At 66.1% G+C, this 19186-nt stretch carries 15 protein-coding genes; 8 read left to right on the top strand and 7 right to left on the bottom strand.

Translation table 11 applies throughout. The features are described from left to right. Window positions 1-14: 14 nt before the first annotated feature. Window positions 15-2222, bottom strand: a complete 2208-nt coding sequence (mdoH, locus tag QO014_RS07535; RefSeq protein WP_266348065.1) for a glucans biosynthesis glucosyltransferase MdoH — start codon at window positions 2220-2222, stop codon at window positions 15-17. Then, the gene (locus QO014_RS07530; protein WP_266348064.1) at window positions 2210-3802 is read right to left on the bottom strand and encodes an OpgD/OpgG family glucan biosynthesis protein; all 1593 of its coding nucleotides are present in this window, start codon (window positions 3800-3802) and stop codon (window positions 2210-2212) included. The genes mdoH and QO014_RS07530 overlap by 13 nt, the downstream gene beginning before the upstream one ends. 462 nt (window positions 3803-4264) lie before the next feature. Between QO014_RS07530 and QO014_RS07525 the strand changes: the two genes are divergently transcribed. Both QO014_RS07525 and QO014_RS07520 read left to right on the top strand, forming a co-directional pair. Further along, window positions 4265-5182 (top strand): ribokinase, encoded by a 918-nt coding sequence (locus tag QO014_RS07525; RefSeq protein ID WP_266348063.1) that lies wholly within the window; start codon window positions 4265-4267, stop codon window positions 5180-5182. A 150-nt stretch (window positions 5183-5332) separates the two neighbouring features. Continuing rightward, a complete protein-coding gene (locus QO014_RS07520; protein ID WP_266348062.1) occupies window positions 5333-6868 on the top strand; it encodes a UxaA family hydrolase in 1536 nt (511 codons plus the stop codon). Between the two features lie 150 nt (window positions 6869-7018). Here QO014_RS07520 and QO014_RS07515 read toward each other — a convergent pair whose 3' ends face one another. Further along, window positions 7019-8365: an Nramp family divalent metal transporter gene (locus tag QO014_RS07515; protein ID WP_266348061.1), complete on the bottom strand. Its 1347-nt coding sequence runs from the start codon at window positions 8363-8365 to the stop codon at window positions 7019-7021. Between the two features lie 148 nt (window positions 8366-8513). Here QO014_RS07515 and QO014_RS07510 point away from each other — a divergent pair, with 148 nt between their 5' ends. From QO014_RS07510 to QO014_RS07495, 4 genes are all read left to right on the top strand, one after another. Next, the gene (locus QO014_RS07510) at window positions 8514-8828 is read left to right on the top strand and encodes an ArsR/SmtB family transcription factor (protein WP_266348060.1); all 315 of its coding nucleotides are present in this window, start codon (window positions 8514-8516) and stop codon (window positions 8826-8828) included. Then, window positions 8825-9349 (top strand): SRPBCC family protein, encoded by a 525-nt coding sequence (locus QO014_RS07505; protein ID WP_266348059.1) that lies wholly within the window; start codon window positions 8825-8827, stop codon window positions 9347-9349. Before QO014_RS07510 ends, QO014_RS07505 begins: the two co-directional genes overlap by 4 nt. After that, a complete protein-coding gene (locus QO014_RS07500) occupies window positions 9339-9965 on the top strand; it encodes an ATP-dependent Clp protease proteolytic subunit (protein ID WP_266348058.1) in 627 nt (208 codons plus the stop codon). Before QO014_RS07505 ends, QO014_RS07500 begins: the two co-directional genes overlap by 11 nt. Window positions 9966-10034: 69 nt before the next feature. Next, window positions 10035-10976, top strand: coding sequence for an aldo/keto reductase (locus QO014_RS07495; RefSeq protein WP_266348057.1), 942 nt, complete (start codon window positions 10035-10037; stop codon window positions 10974-10976). Between the two features lie 93 nt (window positions 10977-11069). On the opposite strand, the gene QO014_RS07490 is transcribed toward QO014_RS07495, so the two are convergent. Beyond that, complete coding sequence (locus tag QO014_RS07490) at window positions 11070-11570, bottom strand: hypothetical protein (protein WP_266348056.1); 501 nt, start codon at window positions 11568-11570, stop codon at window positions 11070-11072. Between the two features lie 313 nt (window positions 11571-11883). On the opposite strand from QO014_RS07490, the gene QO014_RS07485 reads away from it, so the two are divergent. Next, window positions 11884-12918 (top strand): aspartate-semialdehyde dehydrogenase, encoded by a 1035-nt coding sequence (locus tag QO014_RS07485; RefSeq protein WP_266348055.1) that lies wholly within the window; start codon window positions 11884-11886, stop codon window positions 12916-12918. 66 nt (window positions 12919-12984) lie between these two features. Here QO014_RS07485 and QO014_RS07480 read toward each other — a convergent pair whose 3' ends face one another. Next, the gene (locus QO014_RS07480) at window positions 12985-13656 is read right to left on the bottom strand and encodes a carbonic anhydrase (RefSeq protein ID WP_266348054.1); all 672 of its coding nucleotides are present in this window, start codon (window positions 13654-13656) and stop codon (window positions 12985-12987) included. Window positions 13657-13995: 339 nt separating this feature from the next. Between QO014_RS07480 and QO014_RS07475 the strand changes: the two genes are divergently transcribed. After that, window positions 13996-14784: a hypothetical protein gene (locus QO014_RS07475; RefSeq protein WP_266348053.1), complete on the top strand. Its 789-nt coding sequence runs from the start codon at window positions 13996-13998 to the stop codon at window positions 14782-14784. 84 nt (window positions 14785-14868) lie between these two features. Here the strand turns inward: QO014_RS07475 and QO014_RS07470 are convergent, their stop codons facing one another. Both QO014_RS07470 and QO014_RS07465 read right to left on the bottom strand, forming a co-directional pair. Beyond that, complete coding sequence (locus tag QO014_RS07470; protein WP_266348052.1) at window positions 14869-15366, bottom strand: OsmC family protein; 498 nt, start codon at window positions 15364-15366, stop codon at window positions 14869-14871. A 77-nt stretch (window positions 15367-15443) separates the two neighbouring features. Next, entirely contained in the window at window positions 15444-19145 is a 3702-nt protein-coding gene (locus QO014_RS07465; protein ID WP_266348051.1) for an autotransporter outer membrane beta-barrel domain-containing protein, read from the bottom strand. Window positions 19146-19186 lie beyond the last annotated feature (41 nt).

The raw sequence follows: 19186 nt of genomic DNA, 5'->3' as shown, positions 1-19186 counted from the left end.
TCTTTGCTCAATAATCAGGCGGATGGCAGGCTTGCCAGCCGATCGAGCAGGCTCGGCGTGGCGATCACCATGGCGCGTTCCTGCGGCGTCATGAAGGAGACGGCCTCGCTGATGGTCCTGGCGTCGTCGATCTTCGCCGCGGAGAGCGCCTCGACCGCCTCGATCATGCCCGGCGGACGCGCGGGAACGCGGTCGACCAGGCTGAGATGGATCGCGCGCTTTTCAGGGTCGGCCGCAAGCACGGCGAGCGAGGGATGCCGCGCGATCATCTCGTCATAGGCCGGGCGGGCCGCCTGCGCGGCCAGGGCGACGGCCGGCGGATCGACCTCCTCGGGCGTGCGCAGCAGGCCGAGCCGGCGGATGAAGCGGCCGACCTTGGTCGAGCCCGTCAGGCCGGAGACCGGCACGGCGAGCAGCAGGCCGAGAAGGGCCGGCGACAGCCAGGCGACGAGAACGAGCGAATCGAGCGAGGCGGCGAAGAGCAGCGCCACACCGACCAGGAAATGCCAGCGATGGCGCACGATCAGCGAGCGGATCGGCACGCCGCCATCGTCGCGGCGCTGCGGTTTCCATCCGGAATCGCGGCCGAGCAGGATCGAGATGATCGCGCCGGTATGGACCAGCATCATGATCGGCGCGATCAGCGCCGAGACGAAGATCTCGAAGAAGAAGCTGAGGATCGTCTTGAAGCCGCCCACTGTCCGCCGCGCCTCGCGGTCGCGCAGGAAGGCGATCAGGCCCATGATCTTCGGCCCGAACAGGATGGCGAGGGTGAGCGCGAAGAGCCGCAAGGCGCGCTCGGCGTCGATCACCGGCCAGGTCGGGAAGAGCTGGAACTCTTCCGTGAAATATTCGGGGCGGATGAAATGCGCCTGCAGCGACAGCGCGAGGCCGGCGAGGATCAGGAGCAGCCAGAGCGGCGAGGCGAGATAGGAGCCGATGCCGGTCAGGAGATGGATGCGGCTCACCCAGTTCAGGCCACGGGCCGGAAGCACGAAGAGGTGCTGGAGATTGCCCTGGCACCAGCGACGATCGCGAATGGCGAGGTCGATGATGGAAGGCGGGCTCTCCTCATAGGAGCCGGCGAGGTCGTCGGCGATGCGAACCGTCCAGCCCGCGCGCCGCAGCAGCGCAGCCTCCACGAAATCATGGCTCAATATATGGCCACCGAAGGGCGGCTTGCCGGGCAGGTTCGGCAGGCCGGCCGAGGCGAGGAAGGCCTTGGTGCGGATGATCGCGTTGTGGCCCCAGTAATTGCCTTCCGCGCTGGTCCAGAATGCGAGGCCGGACCCCACGATCGGGCCATAGACGCGTCCGGCGAACTGCTGCAGCCGGGCGACGATGGTGGTGCCGTTGACGAGCGCGGGAATGGTCTGGATCAGGCCGGCATCGGGGTCTTCTTCCATCCGCCGCGCCAGCTCGACGATCGTCTCGGGCGCGATCAGGCTGTCGGCGTCGAGCACGAGCAGATGGTCGTAGCCGCTGGCCCAGCGGGTGCAGAAATCGGCGACATTGCCGGCCTTGCGCGAGACGTTCTTGCGCCGGCGGCGATAATAGATCCGCGCCCGGCTGCCGAGCCGCTCGCGAATACCGATGAGGGCGGCTTCCTCGGCGAGGGCTACATCCGGATCGGTCGTGTCGGAGAGGATGAACCAGTCGAAGGCCGGGCCCTGGCGCAGGCTGTCCAGCCCCGCCGCCATCGCCTCGACGGCGGCGAAGACGCGTGCCGGGTCTTCATTATAGGTCGGCATCAGCATGGCGGTGCGCGAGCCGAGCGGACCGGGCGCCACGCGCTTCGGCCGGTCGAGTCGTCCGATCACGATGCCATAGCCCGCGATCGCGCTGGTGAAGGCGAGCGCGATCCAGCCGAAATTCAGCGCGAAGAGCACGAGGACGGCGATCTCGATCGGCGTCAGGCCGCCGACGGAGAGCACCTGCTCCATCTCGTAGACGGCGAGGCCGGCCAGGAGGAGTGCGCCGCCGAGCACGGCGATGCGGCGGCCGATCGGCGAGCGCGAGCGACGCGGATCCTCGAATCGGCGCCTGTTCCGCCGCTGGAAGCGCCAGAGCGATTGCGTCGGCATGTCGCCCGGATGCTCCGGCGGCATGCCGCGTTCTGGAACCGTCAGCCTGTCCTCGGGGGGCATATGCTCGACGTCCTCGGACACAACGTCCGACGGAAGCACGGTCTGCCCCTGCGGAAAGGCAATCACGCCGTCCATCGGTAGACCCACGTCTCCGCTGGCCGGTCATCGGGGAAATCGAGCACGGTGCGCAATTCGATCAGCGTCGCATCCTGCGGATCGAGCTCGAAATTGACGCGCCAGCCATTGCCCCCTCCGATCATCGGGTTGGGGATCAGCACGACATTGCTGACGACGCCCTTCGATGTCGTGACGGTCGCCTTCGGCTCGGCGGCCGGCTTGTCGGCCAGCGGCTGGGGTGACGCGAAATCGATCACGAAGCGGCGCTTCGGCGTGTCGCCATCGAGCGTCGCGCGGCCGATCATCGTGTCGGCCACGACCATGCCACCCGGCGCGAAGGCCGGGTCGCCGCCCCATGAGAGGCGATAGGCGAAGGAATATTCCGAGCCTGCCGGCATCGGATCCTTCGGCGACCAATAGGCGACGATGTTGTCGTGGATCTCGGAATTGGTCGGGATCTCGACCAGGGTTACGGCGCCCTGGCCCCAATCGCCGACGGGCTCGACCCAGAGGCTCGGGCGGCGCTCATAGCTCGCCTCGAGATCCTGATAGGTTTCGAAGATCCGGTCGCGCTGCATCAGGCCGAAGCCGCGCGGCCCGGCATCGACAAAGGCGCTGATCTGCAGGGTGCTCGGATTGGCGAGCGGTCGCCAGAGGCGCTCGCCACGGCCGTTCAGGATGAGCAGGCCGTCGGAATCGTGCACTTCGGGCCGGAAGTCGTCGATGTTCTGGCGGTCGTTCGGACCGAAATAGAACATGCTGGTGCCCGGCGCGAGGCCGACCTTGGTCAGCTCGACGCGCGGGAACAGATCGGCCTCGACATCCATGACCGTCGGATAGCCCGGGCGGATGGTGAAGCGATAGGCGCCGGTGACGCTCGGGCTGTCGAGCAGCGCATAGAGGACGATGGTCTCGCTGTCCTTGAGCGGTGTTTCGATCCAGAAGGCGCGGAAGATCGGGAATTCCTCGCCCTCGGGCTCGGCCGTCTTGACCGCGAGGCCGCGCGCCGAAATGCCGTAGAGCTGGCCCTTGCCGAGGGAGCGGAAATAGCTCGCGCCCTGGAAGACGACGATCTCGTCGAGATAATCGGGACGGTTCAGCGCACCATGGATGCGAATGCCGGCGAAGCCGAGATCTGTATTGGGGATGCCCTTCGGCACGAGCGGGCCGAAGTCGAACAGGTCGGTTGAATAGGGCAGGTGCTTGGCCTGGCCGTCCTGGACGATCGCGACCTCGATCGGCTCCTTGAAATAGAAACCGGGGTGGAACAGCTGCAACTGGAAGGGCAGGCCGGTGCCGGCCCAGATCGCCGCCGACGGCTTGAAGCGTATGTCGCGGTACTGGTCGTAGGTCAGGCCCTGCAGGACGTCGGGCAGGCGCGAGGTCGGCGCCGCGAAGGGGACGCGCGAAAGGCGCCGCGCGATTTCCGAAACGGTGGAGCGGGTGAAGGGCCCGTCGGTTGCGAGCGAGGCCGCGACATTCGAGGTCTGGGCCTGTGCCGTGGCCGGGAAGAGGTCGCCTGCCGCTGCGGCGACCGTCATGGCGCCTGCGGAAGCAAGCAAGCGACGCCGCGTGATCTTGTACGGAGTTCTCGTCATCTGTTCTTCTGTCTGGTCCCGCCGAAACGGCGCGGCAACGGCACGGTATGTTTGAACTGTGGTGAAAGTGTCACCGCCGTCATGGCGTAACCGATTTGACTACACTCGTCGATGGTCGTGAGCGCCGGTTTGGCGCTGTATTTCGGGGCCGACGGAGCCAGCGCCGCGCAACGACGCCGCTTGAGAAGCAACTCTGTAACGCCATGACAGCCAGACGCCCCGGTGAAGCAGGTAGAGCCCCGTATTCTAATGATATTTGCGCCACCGCGAAATGACTCGCATGACCCGTTCAGCGCCAATTTCGGGCCGCGAAGCGCGCTCTGATTCCAGGAATGGCGCGCGCGTCAAAACGTTCCCTCCGATGGCCCCTGCGTCATGCGCCTCGATCGCCGCGCGCTCTTGACCGCGCGGCCTCCGCCCTCCAATCGTCGCCGATACAAATCTGCTCAAGGGAGAGAGCGCGTGATCACGATCTTCGGCTCGATCAACATTGATCTGGTGTGCCGGACCGCACATCTGCCGCGACCGGGCGAAACCGTGCCAGGCTCGGACTACCAGCTGATTGCCGGCGGCAAGGGCGCCAACCAGGCGCTGGCGGCGCGCCGGGCCGGTGCGGCGGTGCGCCTCGTCGGCGCGGTCGGTGCCGACGACATGGCCGCGATCGCGCTCTCCGAGCTCAACGCCGCGGGAACCGACCTCGCCTCGGTGGTGACGCGCGGCCCGACCACGGGCATGGCGATCATCACCGTCGACCAGCACGCGGAAAACACGATCGTGCTGTCGCCGGGCGCCAATGCGCGGCTCGTCGCATCCGATCTCGGCGAGGGCCGGCTCGGCGAGGGCGATACGCTCTTGCTGCAGATGGAAGTTCCCTTTGCCGAAAGCCTGGAGGCCGCGCGACGCGCCAAGGCCGCCGGCGCCCGCGTCATGCTCTCGATCGCCCCCTTCCTGCCGGTCGAACGCGCGGCGCTCGTCGATGTCGACATCATCCTCGTCAACGAGACCGAGGCCGGCGATCTCGCGCGCCATCTCGGCCTGCCGGTCGGCCCAGACGGTGCCGCAACCGTCGCGACCCTCGCCGAGGCGTTGCAGCGGACCGTCATCGCCACGCTCGGCGCCGACGGGGCCGTTGCGGCGCACCAGGGCGAGACGATCCGCGTCGCCTCGTTGCCCGTCGTGCCCGTCGATACGACCGGCGCTGGCGACACCTTCGCCGGCGTGACGGCGGCGCTGCTCGACCAGGGCGAACCGCTCTCCGTGGCCATGCAATATGCGGCGGTGGCCGGCGCGCTCGCCTGTACGCGCGAGGGCGCGCAGCCAAGCTTTCCGCTGCGCGGCGCGATCGACGAGGCCCTCGCCGCGGTACCGTCTTTTCCGTGACAGGACGCCATGCGTGTTGTATGACTAATAAGCAGCCTGATCACTGGTGAATGAGCAATTCATCAAGAAAGCCGGCGATCAGGCCGAATGACGACCGCCAGTGACCGCATGGCGGCTACGCCAATCGTCCCCTGACCAGTCGAGATCCCGATGAGCGCCACCACCGCCACCGCCCAGCCTCGTAGCCTCCGCCTCAACCCGAGCGACAATGTGCGCGTGGCGATCGACACGATCATGCCAGGCTCCACGGTCGAGGGCGTTGTCGCGAGCCAGCGCATTCCCAAGGGCCACAAGATCGCGGTTACCGGGATTCCTGAAGGCGGCCCAGTGCTGAAGTTTGGCCAGATCATCGGTTTCGCCAAGGCGCCGATCGCGCCGGGCGAATGGGTGCACGAGCATAATTGCGGCATGCACGAGTTCGATCGCGATTATCAGTTCGCGCAGGGCGCCCATGATGACGGCCTGCTGCCGGATGCCGAGCGCCGCCATTTCGACGGCTTCCACCGGCCGAACGGCAAGGTCGGCACGCGCAACTATCTCGGCATCCTGACCAGCGTGAACTGCTCGGCCACGGTGGCGCGGCACATTGCCGAAGCCTTCAATCGCCAGAGCTTCCTCGAGCAGTTCCCCAATATTGACGGCGTGGTCTCCTTCGTCCACGGCACGGGCTGCGGCATGGGCGGATCGGGCGAGGGCTTCGATACGCTGGAGCGGACCCAGTGGGGCTATGCCACGCATCCCAATCTCGCCGGCGTTCTCGTCGTCGGCCTCGGCTGCGAAGTGTTCCAGATCCCGCGCCTGATGAAGGAATACAACCTCGTCGAGCATGAGGGCTTCCGGACGATGACGATCCAGGAGACCGGCGGCACGCGCAAGACGATCGAGCGCGGCGTCGACATGATCCGCGAAATGCTGCCGGCCGCCAACAGCCATCGTCGCCAGCCGACCCCGGTCTCGGAAATCACGGTCGGCCTGCAGTGCGGCGGCTCGGACGGCTATTCCGGCATCACCGCCAATCCGGCGCTGGGCTACGCCTCAGACATTCTCGTCAAGCATGGCGGCACGACGATCCTGTCGGAAACGCCGGAGATCTATGGCGCCGAGCATCTGCTTACCCGCCGCGCGGCCAACCGCGAAGTGGGCGAGAAGCTGGTCGACCTGATCCATTGGTGGGAAGATTACACTGAGCGGAACCAGGGCGAGATGAACAACAATCCCTCGCCCGGCAACAAGCTCGGCGGCCTGACCACCATCCTGGAAAAGTCGCTCGGCGCGGCGGCCAAGGGCGGCACGTCGACGCTCCGCGGCGTCTACAAATATGCCGAGCCGATCGACACGCACGGCTTTGTCTATATGGACAGCCCCGGCTATGATCCGGCCGCCGTCACCGGCCAGATCGCCTCCGGCGCCAACATGATCGTCTTCACCACGGGCCGTGGCTCCGCCGCCGGTTACAAGCCGACGCCCTCGATCAAGCTCGCGACCAATTCCGACATCTACAACCGCATGGTGGACGACATGGACATCAATTGCGGTGACATTCTCGATGGTGTCTCGATCGAGGCGAAGGGCGCGGAGATCTTCGAGGAGATCGTCGCGGTCGCCTCGGGCAAGAAGTCGAAGTCGGAAGAACTCGGCTATGGCGACGCCGAGTTCGTGCCGTGGCAGATAGGCGCGGTGATGTGAGGACGGGACCGGATCCGATCCGGTCCCCGGGACGTCACGCGCCGGCATCCGGTGCGTGAGCCCACACTGTTTCGATCGGGGCTGTGGTCAGCCCCGATATCACGTGGCCGCTTGGGGCTTTAGCCCAGCGAATTGACGGCGAACCGTGCCTCACCCTATCGCCACGTCGTAGATCAGCTTCAGGTTCAGCACGATGATGACGGCCGCGGTGATTCCCGCCACCGCCGTCAGCCAGCGCGGGGCGACGAAGACGCCCATCTTGCGGCGTTCGGCCGTGAACATCACCAGCGGCACGACGGCGAAGGGCAGTTGCAGGCTCAGGATCACCTGGCTGAAGATCAGCAGCTTGCCCGTGCCGCTCGCGCCATAGATGATGGTCACCACCGCAGCCGGCACGATGGCGATGCCCCGCGTGATCAGGCGGCGGAGCCAGGGCGCGAGGCGGATGTTGAGGAAGCCCTCCATCACGATCTGACCAGCCATCGTCGCCGTCACGGTCGAGTTCAGGCCGCAGCAGAGCAGCGCGATGGCGAAGAGCGAGGGCGCGAGCGCCGAGCCCAGCAGCGGATGCAGCAACTCATAGGCCTTGTCGATCTCGACCACGTCGTGATTGCCCGTCGCATGGAAGGCTGAGGCCGCCAGGATCAGGATCGAGGCGTTGATCGTCAGCGCGAACATCAGCGCGAAGGTCGAATCGAGCGTCGCATAACGGATCGCCGAGCGCTTGCCGGCTTCGTCCGTTTCATAGGCGCGGGTCTGCACGATGCCCGAGTGCAGATAGAGATTATGCGGCATGACCGTGGCGCCGATGATGCCGAGCGCGAGATAGAGCATGTCGGGATTGCGGACCAGCTCCGTGCTCGGCGCGAAGCCGCGAACGACCTCGCCCCAGTTCGGGTCGGCCATGACGATCTGGACCAGGAAGGAGAGCGCGATCACGCCCAGAAGCGTGATGACCAGCGCCTCGACCCAGCGGAAGCCCTTGTTCTGCAGATAGAGCACCAGGAAGACGTCGAGCGCGGTGATGATCACGCCGATCTCGAGCGGAATGCCGAAGAGCAGGTTGAGGCCGATTGCCGTGCCGATCACTTCGGCAAGGTCCGTCGCGCAGATCGCGATCTCGGCCAGGAACCAGAGGACGCCGGCGACCGGCGCGGGATAGGCGTCGCGGCAGGCCTGGGCGAGGTCGCGCCCGGTGGCGACGGCGAGCCTAGCCGCGAGCGCCTGCAGGATGATCGCCATGATATTGGAGAGAAGGGCGACGAAGAGGAGCGCGTAGCCGAATTTCGAGCCGCCGGCGAGCGAGGTCGCCCAATTGCCGGGGTCCATATAACCGACGGCGACGAGATAGCCGGGGCCGAAGAAGGCGGCCGCCTTGCGCCAGTTGGTGCCGGTCTTGGCCACCGCGATCGTGCCGTGCACCTCGGATAGAGACGGTGTGCCGCGCTCCCGCCGCCAGCCGCCGCTCGCTACCCGTTCGTCGTCGATCACGCGCATGCCCAATCCTGATCCGTTCTTGATAATGCGAATTATTCGCATTTAGGAAGAGCCGCCAGCCTATGTCAATGGAAAGTGCCGAGAAAGGCCACGCGGCCGGGCGAAAACGAAACTTGCGAATCAAATAAGCCAATGCTTATATGTTGACATGATCGAGCCCGACATCTTCCGCGCCCTTGCCGATCCGACCCGTCGCGCCGTGTTCGAACGTCTGGCGGCGGGCGAGATGAGCGTGTCCGAGCTGAAGGCCAAGTTCGCCGTGTCGCAGCCGGCGATCTCGCAGCATCTCGCCACATTGAAGGGGGCGGGCCTGGTCTCGGAGCGACGGGAGGGGCGCTTTGCCTATTACAGCGTGACCCCGGGCGGCCTCGCGCCGCTCGCCGAATGGGTCGACCGCTATCGCGCCTTCTGGCCGGAGCGGATCGAGAAACTCAAGGACGTCCTGAAAGGAATGGAGCCATGACGGAGCAAGATGCATCGGCGCGCAAGGAGGTCTCGCTCCTGCTGGAATGCGATCTCGACGCACCGATCGAGACGGTCTGGCGCGCGCTTTCCGAGCCCGAACTGCTGGCGCAATGGCTGCTGCCGAACGACATCACGACCGAGCAGGGCGGCCGTTTCACGCTTGCCGGCGGAGCGGAGCTGGGTGGCCCGATCGCCTGCGAGATCCTCGCGAGCGACGCGCCGCATCGGCTGAGCTTCAGCTGGCGGGGAAGCGAAACGCATCCCGATGGGAGCGAGAGCGTGCTCGATACGGTCCTGACCTTCGAACTCTCGCCGGTCTCCGATGGCCGTACGCATCTGCGGCTCGTCCATGGCGGCTTTGTCGTGCCGGCGGATTATCCGGTCGATATCGCCGCGCTGGAGCCTGAAATCCTCGTCTACCTCCCGCTCGATGCCGTTGCGCGCCGCCGCATCCGCAAGCCGCGGCGGGCCGCGCTCGCGCGGGGCGCCTTGCCCGTCATGATGCGTCTTGCGGCCTGATGCGAAGGAACAGGCAATGAACTTTGTCCCTATGGTGGTCGAGCAGTCGAGCCGCGGCGAGCGCTCGTTCGACATCTATTCCCGCATGCTGCGCGAGCGCATCATCTTCCTGAACGGGCCGATCGACGACGACGTCTCGGCCAGCATCTGCGCGCAATTGCTGTTTCTCGAATCGGAGAGCCCGAACCGGGAGATTTCGCTCTACATCAACTCGCCGGGCGGGGTGGTGACGAGCGGCTTCGCGATCTATGACACGATGCAGTTCATATCGAGCCCGGTCTCGACGCTCTGCATGGGCTCGGCCTGTTCGGCCGGCTCGTTCCTGCTCATGGCCGGCGCGCCGGGCCGCCGCATCGCGCTGCCCAATTCCAGCATCATGCTGCACCAGCCCTCGGGCGGCTTCCAGGGCGTGGTCTCGGACATAGAGCGCCATGCCGAGAATATCGGTCGGACCAAGAGGCGGCTGAACGCGCTCTATGCCCGGCATTGCGGCCGCTCGCTCGACGAGGTCGAACGCACGCTCGACCGCGACCATTTCATGGACGCTGAAGAAGCCAAGGCCTGGGGCATCGTCGACCATGTCTATGAGAGCCGCCGCGATGATAAGGCAGCCTGAGGGGCTGGCAGGCCGGGCGACGCGCGCTACTATGGAGGGAACAATACCGTACAGGAAGGACGCCTCACCATGGAAACCCGCAAGCTCGGCACGAGCACGCTCGAGGTCTCGGTTATCGGGCTCGGTTGCAACAATTTCGGCGGCCGCATCGACCCTGCCGGCTCGCGCCGCGTGATCGATGCCGCCATCGACAAGGGCATCAATTTCTTCGACACGGCCGATATCTATGCCGATACCGAGTCCGAAACGGTCATCGGCGACGTGTTGGGCGCGCGGCGCGACAAGATCGTGCTCGCGACGAAGTTCGGCAAGCCGATCCAGGGTTCGCCCGAGACGAAGCGCGGCTCGCGCAGCTACATTGTCCGCGCGGTCGATGCCAGCCTGCAGCGGCTGAAGACCGGTCATATCGACCTCTACCAGATGCACGAGCCGGACGCGGAGACGCCGATCGAGGAGACGCTCGGCGCGCTTGAGGAACTCGTCCAGGCCGGCAAGATCCGCTATTACGGCGCCTCCAATTTTTCGCCCGAAGGGTTGGCGGCAGCGCAGGCCGCCGCGCGCAAGGCCGGGCAGACCGGCTTCGTGACCAGCCAGGATGAATACAGCCTCGTCGTCCGCGATATCGAGGCCGGTCTGTTGCCGGTCATCGAGCGGGAGAAGCTGGCGCTGATCCCGTTCTTCCCGCTCGCCAGCGGCCTGCTCACGGGCAAGTATCGCGGCGGCGCGAAGCCGGAAGATAGCCGCTTCGGCGCCTGGACCGGGCTCGGCGACCGCTATCTGACCGCGCGAAACATCGCTCTCGTCGAGGCGTTCGACGCCTTTGCCCGCGAGCGCGGGCACACGCTGCTCGAACTCGCCTTTGGCTGGCTGCTCTCGCACCCTGTCGTGCCATCGGTGATCGCCGGCGCTACCAAGCCGGAGCAGATCGAGGCCAATGTCGCCGCCGCGGGCTGGCGGCTCGGCGCGGCGGACCTTGCCGCCTTCGATGCGATCGGGAAGGCAATCGCCTGATCCGACCGATCGGCGCGCGGGCGCCGACGTCCAGCTATTTGACTTGTCGCGTTTCCTTCACGCGAACTGGTACCCGCTTCGCTCGGAAACGCTCTAAAGCTCGACCTCGGGCGCCTTGGGGCAGGTCGGCGGGTGGCTGCGGTCCCAGCCGCGCGAGGTCCATTCCTTCCGCGGGCCGGCTTCAGCCTTGGGCGCCGGCGCGGTCGTCGGCGCGCCATCGGCCGGCGGCTCGGCGTCGGTCGGCTCTTCGGGTTCGTAGAAGGTGAAGCAGTTCGTGCCGTCCCGCTCGACGAAGAAGCATGAACCCTGCTGGGATTCGTAGAAGGTGCAGAACTTGCCGTCCTGCACCGACCATTCGCCCGAATCCGCGCCGTCCACATCGTGGTACCGGATGCTCCGGTCCTCATTATAGCTTTCAGTGAAGAAGGCGCCGGTCGAATAGATCCCGTCGAGCGTGATGCCGGAGAAGGTCCTGGCAATCTCGCTCTCGGGCATGCGTTCGCCGGCCATGGCGGCGGGTGCTGCCATCAGTGCGATGAACAGGCCGGCGAAGACCGTATTAGGGCGCCTGTGCTTTCGTGTGGTGGGGAGCAAGACCGCATTCTCCGTTGACTTCGCGCCGTTTTGGCGGCAGAAGGGCGTCGATTTCACTCGGATATTCCGATGCCTGCGCGCGCTCATGCCGTTTCGATCCTAGTCGAGCTGGTGGCTTCCGTCACCGGGATGCATACGGCCGGCCTGCGCACCTCCACCACGACCAAAACGTCGAAAACCACGACGACCGCCTGATCGTCCTTCCTGCGCCCCGCTCTCTCCCTCGGGGTCTCGAGGGAAACGGGGCTGGCCAGCGCGCGGTTGGGCGTGCTGGACGGCGAGGGGGAGAGAGACGGACAAGGAGCAGGACAAGATGGGCTACAAGATCGCAATCGTCGGTGCCACGGGCAATGTGGGCCGCGAAATGCTCAATATTCTGGATGAGCGCGGCTTCCCGGCCGACGAGGTCGTGGCGCTCGCCTCGCGCCGCAGCCAGGGAACGGAAGTTTCCTTCGGCGACCGCACGTTGAAGGTCAAGCCGCTCGACCAGTTCGATTTCTCCGATACGGACATCGTGCTGATGTCGGCCGGCGGCACGGTCTCGAAGGAATGGTCGCCGAAGATCGCCGCGCAGGGCGCGGTCGTGATCGATAATTCCTCGGCTTGGCGCTATGATTCCGAGGTGCCGCTGATCGTTCCGGAAGTGAATGCCGATGCGATCGTCGGCTTCTCCAAGAAGAACATCATCGCCAATCCCAACTGCTCGACGGCGCAGCTCGTGGTCGCGCTGAAGCCGCTGCACGACATCGCCAAGATCAAGCGTGTCGTCGTCTCGACCTACCAGTCCGTCTCCGGCGCCGGCAAGGAAGCGATGGACGAGCTCTTCACGCAGACCCGCGCCATCTTCGTCAACGATCCCGTCGTCTCGGAGAAGTTCACCAAGCGCATCGCCTTCAACGTCATTCCTCACATCGATAATTTCATGGAGGATGGCTACACGAAGGAAGAATGGAAGGTGATGGCCGAGACGAAGAAGATCCTCGACCCGAAGATCAAGCTGACCTGCACGGCCGTGCGCGTGCCGGTCTTCGTCTCGCATTCGGAATCGGTCAATATCGAGTTCGAGCGGCCGATCACCGCCGATGAGGCGCGTGACATCCTGCGCGAGGCGCCGGGCTGCCTGGTTATCGATAATCCGGAAGAAAACGCCTACATCACCCCCTATGAGGCGACCGGCGAGGACGCGACCTATATCTCGCGCATCCGCGAGGACGCGACGGTCGAGAACGGTCTCAACATGTGGGTCGTTTCGGACAATCTGCGCAAGGGTGCGGCGCTGAATGCCGTCCAGATCGCGGAAGTGCTGATCAACCGCAAGCTGATCCAGCCGCGCAAGAAGGCCGCCTGAGCGGCCTCCGACGGCCGACTGCCATTCTCAAACGGCCGCCTTCGGGCGGCCGTTTTTCGTTCGGGCTCAGCCGATCGGCGTCGCGGCGACACTGAAGCGCCCGGTGGCCTGATCGAGCACATAGAGCTCGCCGGTCGAGATATCGAACCAGGCGCCGTGCAGTTCGATCTCGTCGATCTCTTCGAGGCTTCGGATCGTCGGGAAGGTGCGCAGGTTTTCGATCGCCTTCCTGACGGAGGCGAATTCGAGCGCGCGCTGGGCATCCGCCGTTTCGGCCGGGTCGTCGCAGACCAGCGCTTCGGCCGGCGCGATCAGGGAGATCCACTTGCCGATGAAGTCGCCCGGCGACAGATCCGCGCTGTCGGACGGCGCATTGCGCGACGCGATATAGGCCTGCACGCCGCCACAGCGACCATGGCCCATGACCACGATGTTGCGCACCTTCAGCCCCATGACGCCAAACTCGATCGCCGCCGAGGTGCCGTGATACTCGCCATCGGGATCATAGGGCGGAACGAGGTTCGCGACGTTGCGGATGACGAAGAGTTCGCCCGGCGCGGCGTCGAAGATGGTCTCCGGCGCGGCGCGGCTGTCGCAACAGCCGACGATCATGGTGCGCGGGCGCTGGCCGGCTTCGGCCAGCACCTTGTAGCGCGAGCTTTCAAGCGGCAGGCGCTGGTCGCGAAACGCAGCATAGCCACGCAGCAGACGGGTCGGAAAATCGGGGGCCTTGGCCATCGGGTTCTCGCTCCTGACAGAGGGCCTGAATCGCATCATGCAGTGCAGCATCACTCGTTCGGATGCAAGAGCCCGCCGGCGGATGCTAGAGCCGGCAATGTCGCTTGCTGGCGGCTGCCTGCATCTGCAGATTGCAAGGCGTCCTTGCAAAGCGCGGCAATCTTGTCACCTGGAGGCCAAATCACGCATCCACGCCTCATGCGCTGCTTGTCGTTTTTTTGCACCGCTGTCAGAGTCGATGGGTCATTTGATTGCGCGTCGTGATCTGTTCGGCTGGTCGCCGGGAGAGTTCGCCGCCACCCGCCGGGTGGCGCGGTGCACGATAGTGGAGACGGTACGATGAAGAAGCTTGGATTGTTCGGCCTGATCTTCGCCATGCTGGGCGCTGCGCCGGCCATGGCAGCTGATCTTTCCGTCGAGCCGGCGCCGGTCGCGCCGACGCCGGTGGTCAATGATTGGCGGTTCCAGGCGACGCTCTATGGCTGGGCCACCGGCATCAATGGCGACGTCGGTGTCCGTGGATTGGGTCCGGTGGATGTCAATGTCTCGGCGAGCGAGGCGATCAGCGATCTCCATGGCGCTTTCATGGGGTCATTCGGCGGCAACAATGACAACTGGATGTTCCTGACGGATTTCGTCTGGGCGCGGGTCAGTGACAGCGGGCAGGTCGGGAACAAGCCCCTCAACTACGAATACACGCAGAACCAGGCCATCGTTCAGGGCATTGTCGGCTATCGCCTGCCGATCAATGTCGACAAGCTCACGGTGAACGGCACACTCGGCTTCCGCTACATGTATCTCGATGGCGATCTCGGCCTTGGGATCGTGGGGTTGCCCAATTCTGCCAGTGCCAGCGGCAGCGAGCAGTGGATCGACCCGACCGTCGGCCTCAATGTGCGCTATGATTTCAACGACAAGTGGTTCGTGAACGCGCTCGGCGATATTGGCGGGTTCGGCGTAGGCTCGGACCTGACATGGCAGGCCTTCGGTGCCGTGGGCTACAACTGGTCGAAGACGATCTCGACCTCGCTCGGCTATCGCGCCATCTACGAAGACTATTCGGACGGTGGATTCGTCTACAAGACGACGCAGCAGGGCGTCATGGCCGGCATCGGAATTCACTTCTAGGCCAGGGCCTCGATCGGGCGCGGCAGGAATCCGCGCCCGCTATATCCGCGCCCGCTCTGCGGCATCTCCGGCCGGGCTGTCCGGTCAGGAGCGCTCTTCGCGGGTGACGCTGATCGGATCGCTGGCCGGAAAGCTCTCTTCCAGCGCTTCGTCCAGCCGCTCATCGAGATGCTCGGCGGTTTCGGCCGGGTGGGGCGGAACGATATGCGTCGCGATATCGGCGCCTTCCTTGAGCGTGAGCGTGACCGGGGTCTTCTCGGCGATTTCAGCCAGCCGCGCCAGGTGCTCGTCGCTCAAGGGGGCGCCGAAGCGAAGCGTCCGCGTGATCTTGGAGCGCTTGCCGTCCTTGGTGTGCTCGAGTTCGGCGTGGATGGTGCCGAGCGTCCAGCCTTTCCGTTCGGCATACATGCGCAACGTGATGATCGTGCAGGAGGCGAGGCCTGCCAGCAGCAGTTCATACGGGGCCGGGCCGGTATCCTGGCCGCCGCGCGCCACCGGTTCGTCGCTCGCCAGCGCATGTCGGCTCGCGGTGATCTTCACCGCATAGTTCGCCGCGCCGATTTCTGCCTCGACCTTTGCCATGGCGGTCTTCTCCTGATGCAACGCAATGGCGCGATGCGCGCCGCGTCATGTGGGTTGAGCTATGGAATTTCGCGCCTTCACCACTGTACGCGCAAGCCGAAACCGCCCGCCCAGAGATTATCGTCGCCCGAGGAAAGCGATGTCGTCGCATAGCTCAGTTCGCCATAGAGGCTCGAGCGCATACCGAGTGTCAGCGTCGCGCCCAAACCGAGTTCGCCTGCGAGCGCAGTCTGCTCCTGCGACAGGGTCGTGTTGGCGATGATGACATCGGTCCCGCCGATGAAGGCATAAGCCACATTGGCGATCAGATAGGCGTTGAGCCGCATCGCGTCGGCCGCATCGGCGCTGACGAAGCCGGCATGTTCGGCCCTGAGGCCGACGCGGCCGACCAGGCTGTCGGCGCTGCCGCCTTTGACCGAGACCGTGTCGCGATCGGAGAAGCCATCGAAATTGACCGAAGTGTAGACGAGTTGCGCCTCCGGCGTGAGCGTGAAGCCCTGGCCGACCGGGAAGGCGCGGCCGATCTCGAGGCTGGCCGCTGCGCCTGTGGCGCTGGCGCCGGAGACCAGCGTGCCGATCTCGTTGGTGGCAACGTCGGTGTCGTAGAAGGTCGCCTGCGCCACCGCATCGGCATAGAAGCCGTCATTGCCGCGCCAGGTCAGGTTGCCGCCTATGCCATAGGCGTTGGTGTCGATCGAGCCGCTGCTTGCCTGCCCGTGCGAGATCACGCTCACCGTGGTCGCCGATTGGCCGAAGGTCGCCATCAGTCCGGCCGAGAGCGCTCCATTGGCATTGACGGGGAGTTCGGCCTCGGCACCGGCCTGGCCGAATTTGATTGTCTGGTCGTAGGGCGAGCCACCGTCGGGGCTCATATCGGCCCAGGAGCCGCGCGCCCGCACCCAGGCGCCACCGGGCAGATTGGTGATGGCGGCGCCGGTCTGCCAGCCGCCCGTGCGCTCGCGCAGCGTGCCGATACTCTCGCGGCCATAGGCGAGCAGCGTCGCGGGATAGGCACGATAGGTCTGCGCCGCATAGGAAAGGTCGCTGCGGAGATACCAATTGCCATTGTTCGCATCGCTGCCGACACCGCCTTGATAGAGGCGATAATCCCAGGCGCCCGCGATCAGGCGATTGGCGTTGAAGGCATTGCCCGGCGATGCACCGGCGACCGAGACGAGCTCGATGCCGTCGCCAAGAGTGGCCGCGCCCGATCCGCCGAGATTGACGACCTGCAGGCGCGTGACGCCGGAAACATTGCCGGCAACCGTCAGCCGGTCGGTTGCCGACGCATCGCCACCAAGCGCGGTGCCGAGTGTCAGCGTGCCGGAGCCGACGTAGTCGCCCGAGACTGCAAGCGTCGCCCCCGCCGTGGTTCCCAGGACGGAGACCGTGCCGGCATTGGAGAGGCTCGCGACCGTCTGGCTGTAGCCGGCGAGGTCCAGAACGGCGCCGTTTGCGATCGAGACCGCCGAAAGCGGGCTGAACGCGGCGGCGGCACCGGCGCGCAGCGTACCGGCCTCGACGGCGGTGACGCCCTCATAGAGGTTCGCGGCGGTCAGGACCGTCGTGCCGTTGCCGATCTGGTAGAGCGCCGTCGAGCCCGTCACCCGTGTGGCGAATGCGTAGGCGCCCTCATTGTGATTGAAGACGACGGCCGCTTCGCCGTCACCGCCTGTGATTTCGGCAGCCTGCAGCGTTCCGGCGCCGGCACCGGCGCCGATCTGGATCGTGCCGCTGCTGCCGGCGCTTGCGGCAAGGACGATCGTGCCCTCGCCGCCGCCGACGCTGACCGCGCCCTCATTGGTGATCGAAAGCGTGCCGTCGCCCTCGGCGCCGATCGTGAGCTCGTTGGCAACGGTCAGGCTCGATCCCTGGCCATTGACCGATACTGTGCCCGTCCCGCCCGCTCCCTCGCCAATGACGGCCGAAGCGCTGGTCGTCGTGCCGCCCGCCCCGATCTCCAGCGCGCCATCGCCGCGCGCGCCGATCGTCATCTGGCCGGCATTGATCCATTGCGAACCATCGCCGCTGACGGTGACCACACCCGTTCCGCCTGCCTCGGCACCGACAAGGCTCTCCGTATTCGAGACGGTTCCCGATTCGGCGATAGCCAGCGTGCCCGTGCCGGCGGCACCGACCGTCAATGTGCCGTCGACCGACAGGTTCGAGCCTTCGCCGGATATCGAGGCTGCGCCGGTTCCGCCGGTATTGGCGCCCAAGGTCGCATCGGCGCTCGTGACCATGCCGCCGGCGGCGATGGTGAGGGCGCCGTCGCCATCGGCGCCGAGCGTTAGCAGGCCGTCCATCGTGAGCGAGGACCCGTCGCCCGAAACGATGGCGCTGCCGGCGCCGGATTTCGCCGCGCCGATCGTCACCTCGCCAGCCGTGACGCTGCCGCCACCCTGGACCGTCAGGCTCCCTGCGCCGGCATCGCCAATGGTCAGTGTTGAGTCCGTTTCCCAGAGCGTTCCGCTGCCCGAGACCTTCGCGCTTCCGCTGCCTCCGGCCGATGCGCCGATCGTCGCGCTGTCGTCGGAGACCGTTCCGCCGAGTTCGACCGTCAGGGCGCCGTTGCCTCCCTTGCCGATCGTCAGTGCTTGTTCCGTCGTCCAGCTCGAATCGGCGCCGGTGACCGTGGCGGCGCCGGTGCCGGACGCCCGGTTGCCGATGACCGCACTCGCGTCCGAAACGGCGCCGCCCGCCTCGATGGTGAGCGTGCCATCACCCGCATCGCCGAGCACCAGCTCCGTGCTGGTCGTCCAGCTCGAACCGGAGCCCGTCACCTTGGTCGTCCCGCTGCCGCCTTCGAGCGCGCCGACCGTGGCGCTCGCCGCCGTCACGGAGGCGCCGGATTCGACGGTGAGTGCGCCATCGCCAGCCTCGCCGATCGTCAGCGCGCCGGTGGTGGTCCAAGCCGAGCCCGAACCCGTTGCCTTGACGGTTCCGCTGCCGCCTTCCAGTTCGCCGATCGTGGCAACCGCATCGCCGACGGTGCCCATGGCCTCGATGGTCAACTCGCCCGTGCCGGCGCCGCCAATGACGAGCGTGCCGGTATGGGACCAGTTCGACCCATCGCCCGTGACCTTGACCGTGCCGGTCCCGCCTGCCAGCGCGCCGATGGCCGCGTCGGTATCGGTGACGACGCCGCTGCTCGATACCGTCAACGATCCCGTCCCGGCATTGCCGACGATGATCGTGCCGCCGCTGGTCCAGCTCGAACCGGCGCCGTCGACGCGCGCGATACCGGTCGCGCCGGCTTCATTGCCGATGATCGTGCTGCTGCCGGCGTCGGTATTGGTGGTGATGGTGGCCGACATGTCGACGGTCAGCGTGCCGGAGCCGCCGGCGGCATCGCCGATGACGACCGTGCCGCTATTGGTCCAGGACGAACCGAGGCGGCTCACATTCAGAACGCCTGTGCCGGACTGGCCGATCACCGCGCTGGCCGAGACGAGCGTGCCGCCGACGGCGCTTTGCGTGATGGTCAGCGTTCCCGTACCGGTCGTGGTGCCGAGCGTGATCGCCCGGGCGGTGGCGCCGGGCGCGGTGATCTGCGCTTCGCCATTATTGTCGATGACGACGTCGCTCGCAGCCGTCGGGACGGCGGCCGGGTTCCAGTTGGCGTCGATCGCCCAATCCGCCTGGCCCGGAGCAATCCAGACGCTCTGGGCATGCGCGGTGGAGGAGAGCAGGGCGAGCGCGAGCGCCGCGAGGCCGATCGAGCCTGGGCGCCATTCCGTCAGGGCCCATGCCGCGCCGCTTCCGTCCAACCTTGCCAATTGCCTGTCCCTGCCTGCCCGACCGCTTTGGTCCGGCGCGC

This window comes from Kaistia dalseonensis (genome assembly GCF_030814715.1).
Taxonomy (GTDB): domain Bacteria; phylum Pseudomonadota; class Alphaproteobacteria; order Rhizobiales; family Kaistiaceae; genus Kaistia; species Kaistia dalseonensis.
Note: the sequence above shows the minus strand (reverse complement) of the source record. Positions and strands in the feature narration are given on the sequence as shown.

Bases quoted from the DNA above. Each gene is read 5' to 3' on its own strand.
- QO014_RS07510 (WP_266348060.1), top strand. From the start codon at position 8,514: ATGATCGAGCCCGACATCTTCCGCGCCCTTGCCGATCCGACCCGTCGC.
- QO014_RS07475 (WP_266348053.1), top strand. From the start codon at position 13,996: ATGAAGAAGCTTGGATTGTTCGGCCTGATCTTCGCCATGCTGGGCGCT.
- QO014_RS07530 (WP_266348064.1), bottom strand. From the start codon at position 3,802: ATGACGAGAACTCCGTACAAGATCACGCGGCGTCGCTTGCTTGCTTCC.
- mdoH (WP_266348065.1), bottom strand. From the start codon at position 2,222: ATGGACGGCGTGATTGCCTTTCCGCAGGGGCAGACCGTGCTTCCGTCG.
- QO014_RS07485 (WP_266348055.1), top strand. From the start codon at position 11,884: ATGGGCTACAAGATCGCAATCGTCGGTGCCACGGGCAATGTGGGCCGC.
- QO014_RS07495 (WP_266348057.1), top strand. From the start codon at position 10,035: ATGGAAACCCGCAAGCTCGGCACGAGCACGCTCGAGGTCTCGGTTATC.
- QO014_RS07520 (WP_266348062.1), top strand. From the start codon at position 5,333: ATGAGCGCCACCACCGCCACCGCCCAGCCTCGTAGCCTCCGCCTCAAC.
- QO014_RS07505 (WP_266348059.1), top strand. From the start codon at position 8,825: ATGACGGAGCAAGATGCATCGGCGCGCAAGGAGGTCTCGCTCCTGCTG.
- QO014_RS07480 (WP_266348054.1), bottom strand. From the start codon at position 13,656: ATGGCCAAGGCCCCCGATTTTCCGACCCGTCTGCTGCGTGGCTATGCT.
- QO014_RS07515 (WP_266348061.1), bottom strand. From the start codon at position 8,365: ATGCGCGTGATCGACGACGAACGGGTAGCGAGCGGCGGCTGGCGGCGG.
- QO014_RS07470 (WP_266348052.1), bottom strand. From the start codon at position 15,366: ATGGCAAAGGTCGAGGCAGAAATCGGCGCGGCGAACTATGCGGTGAAG.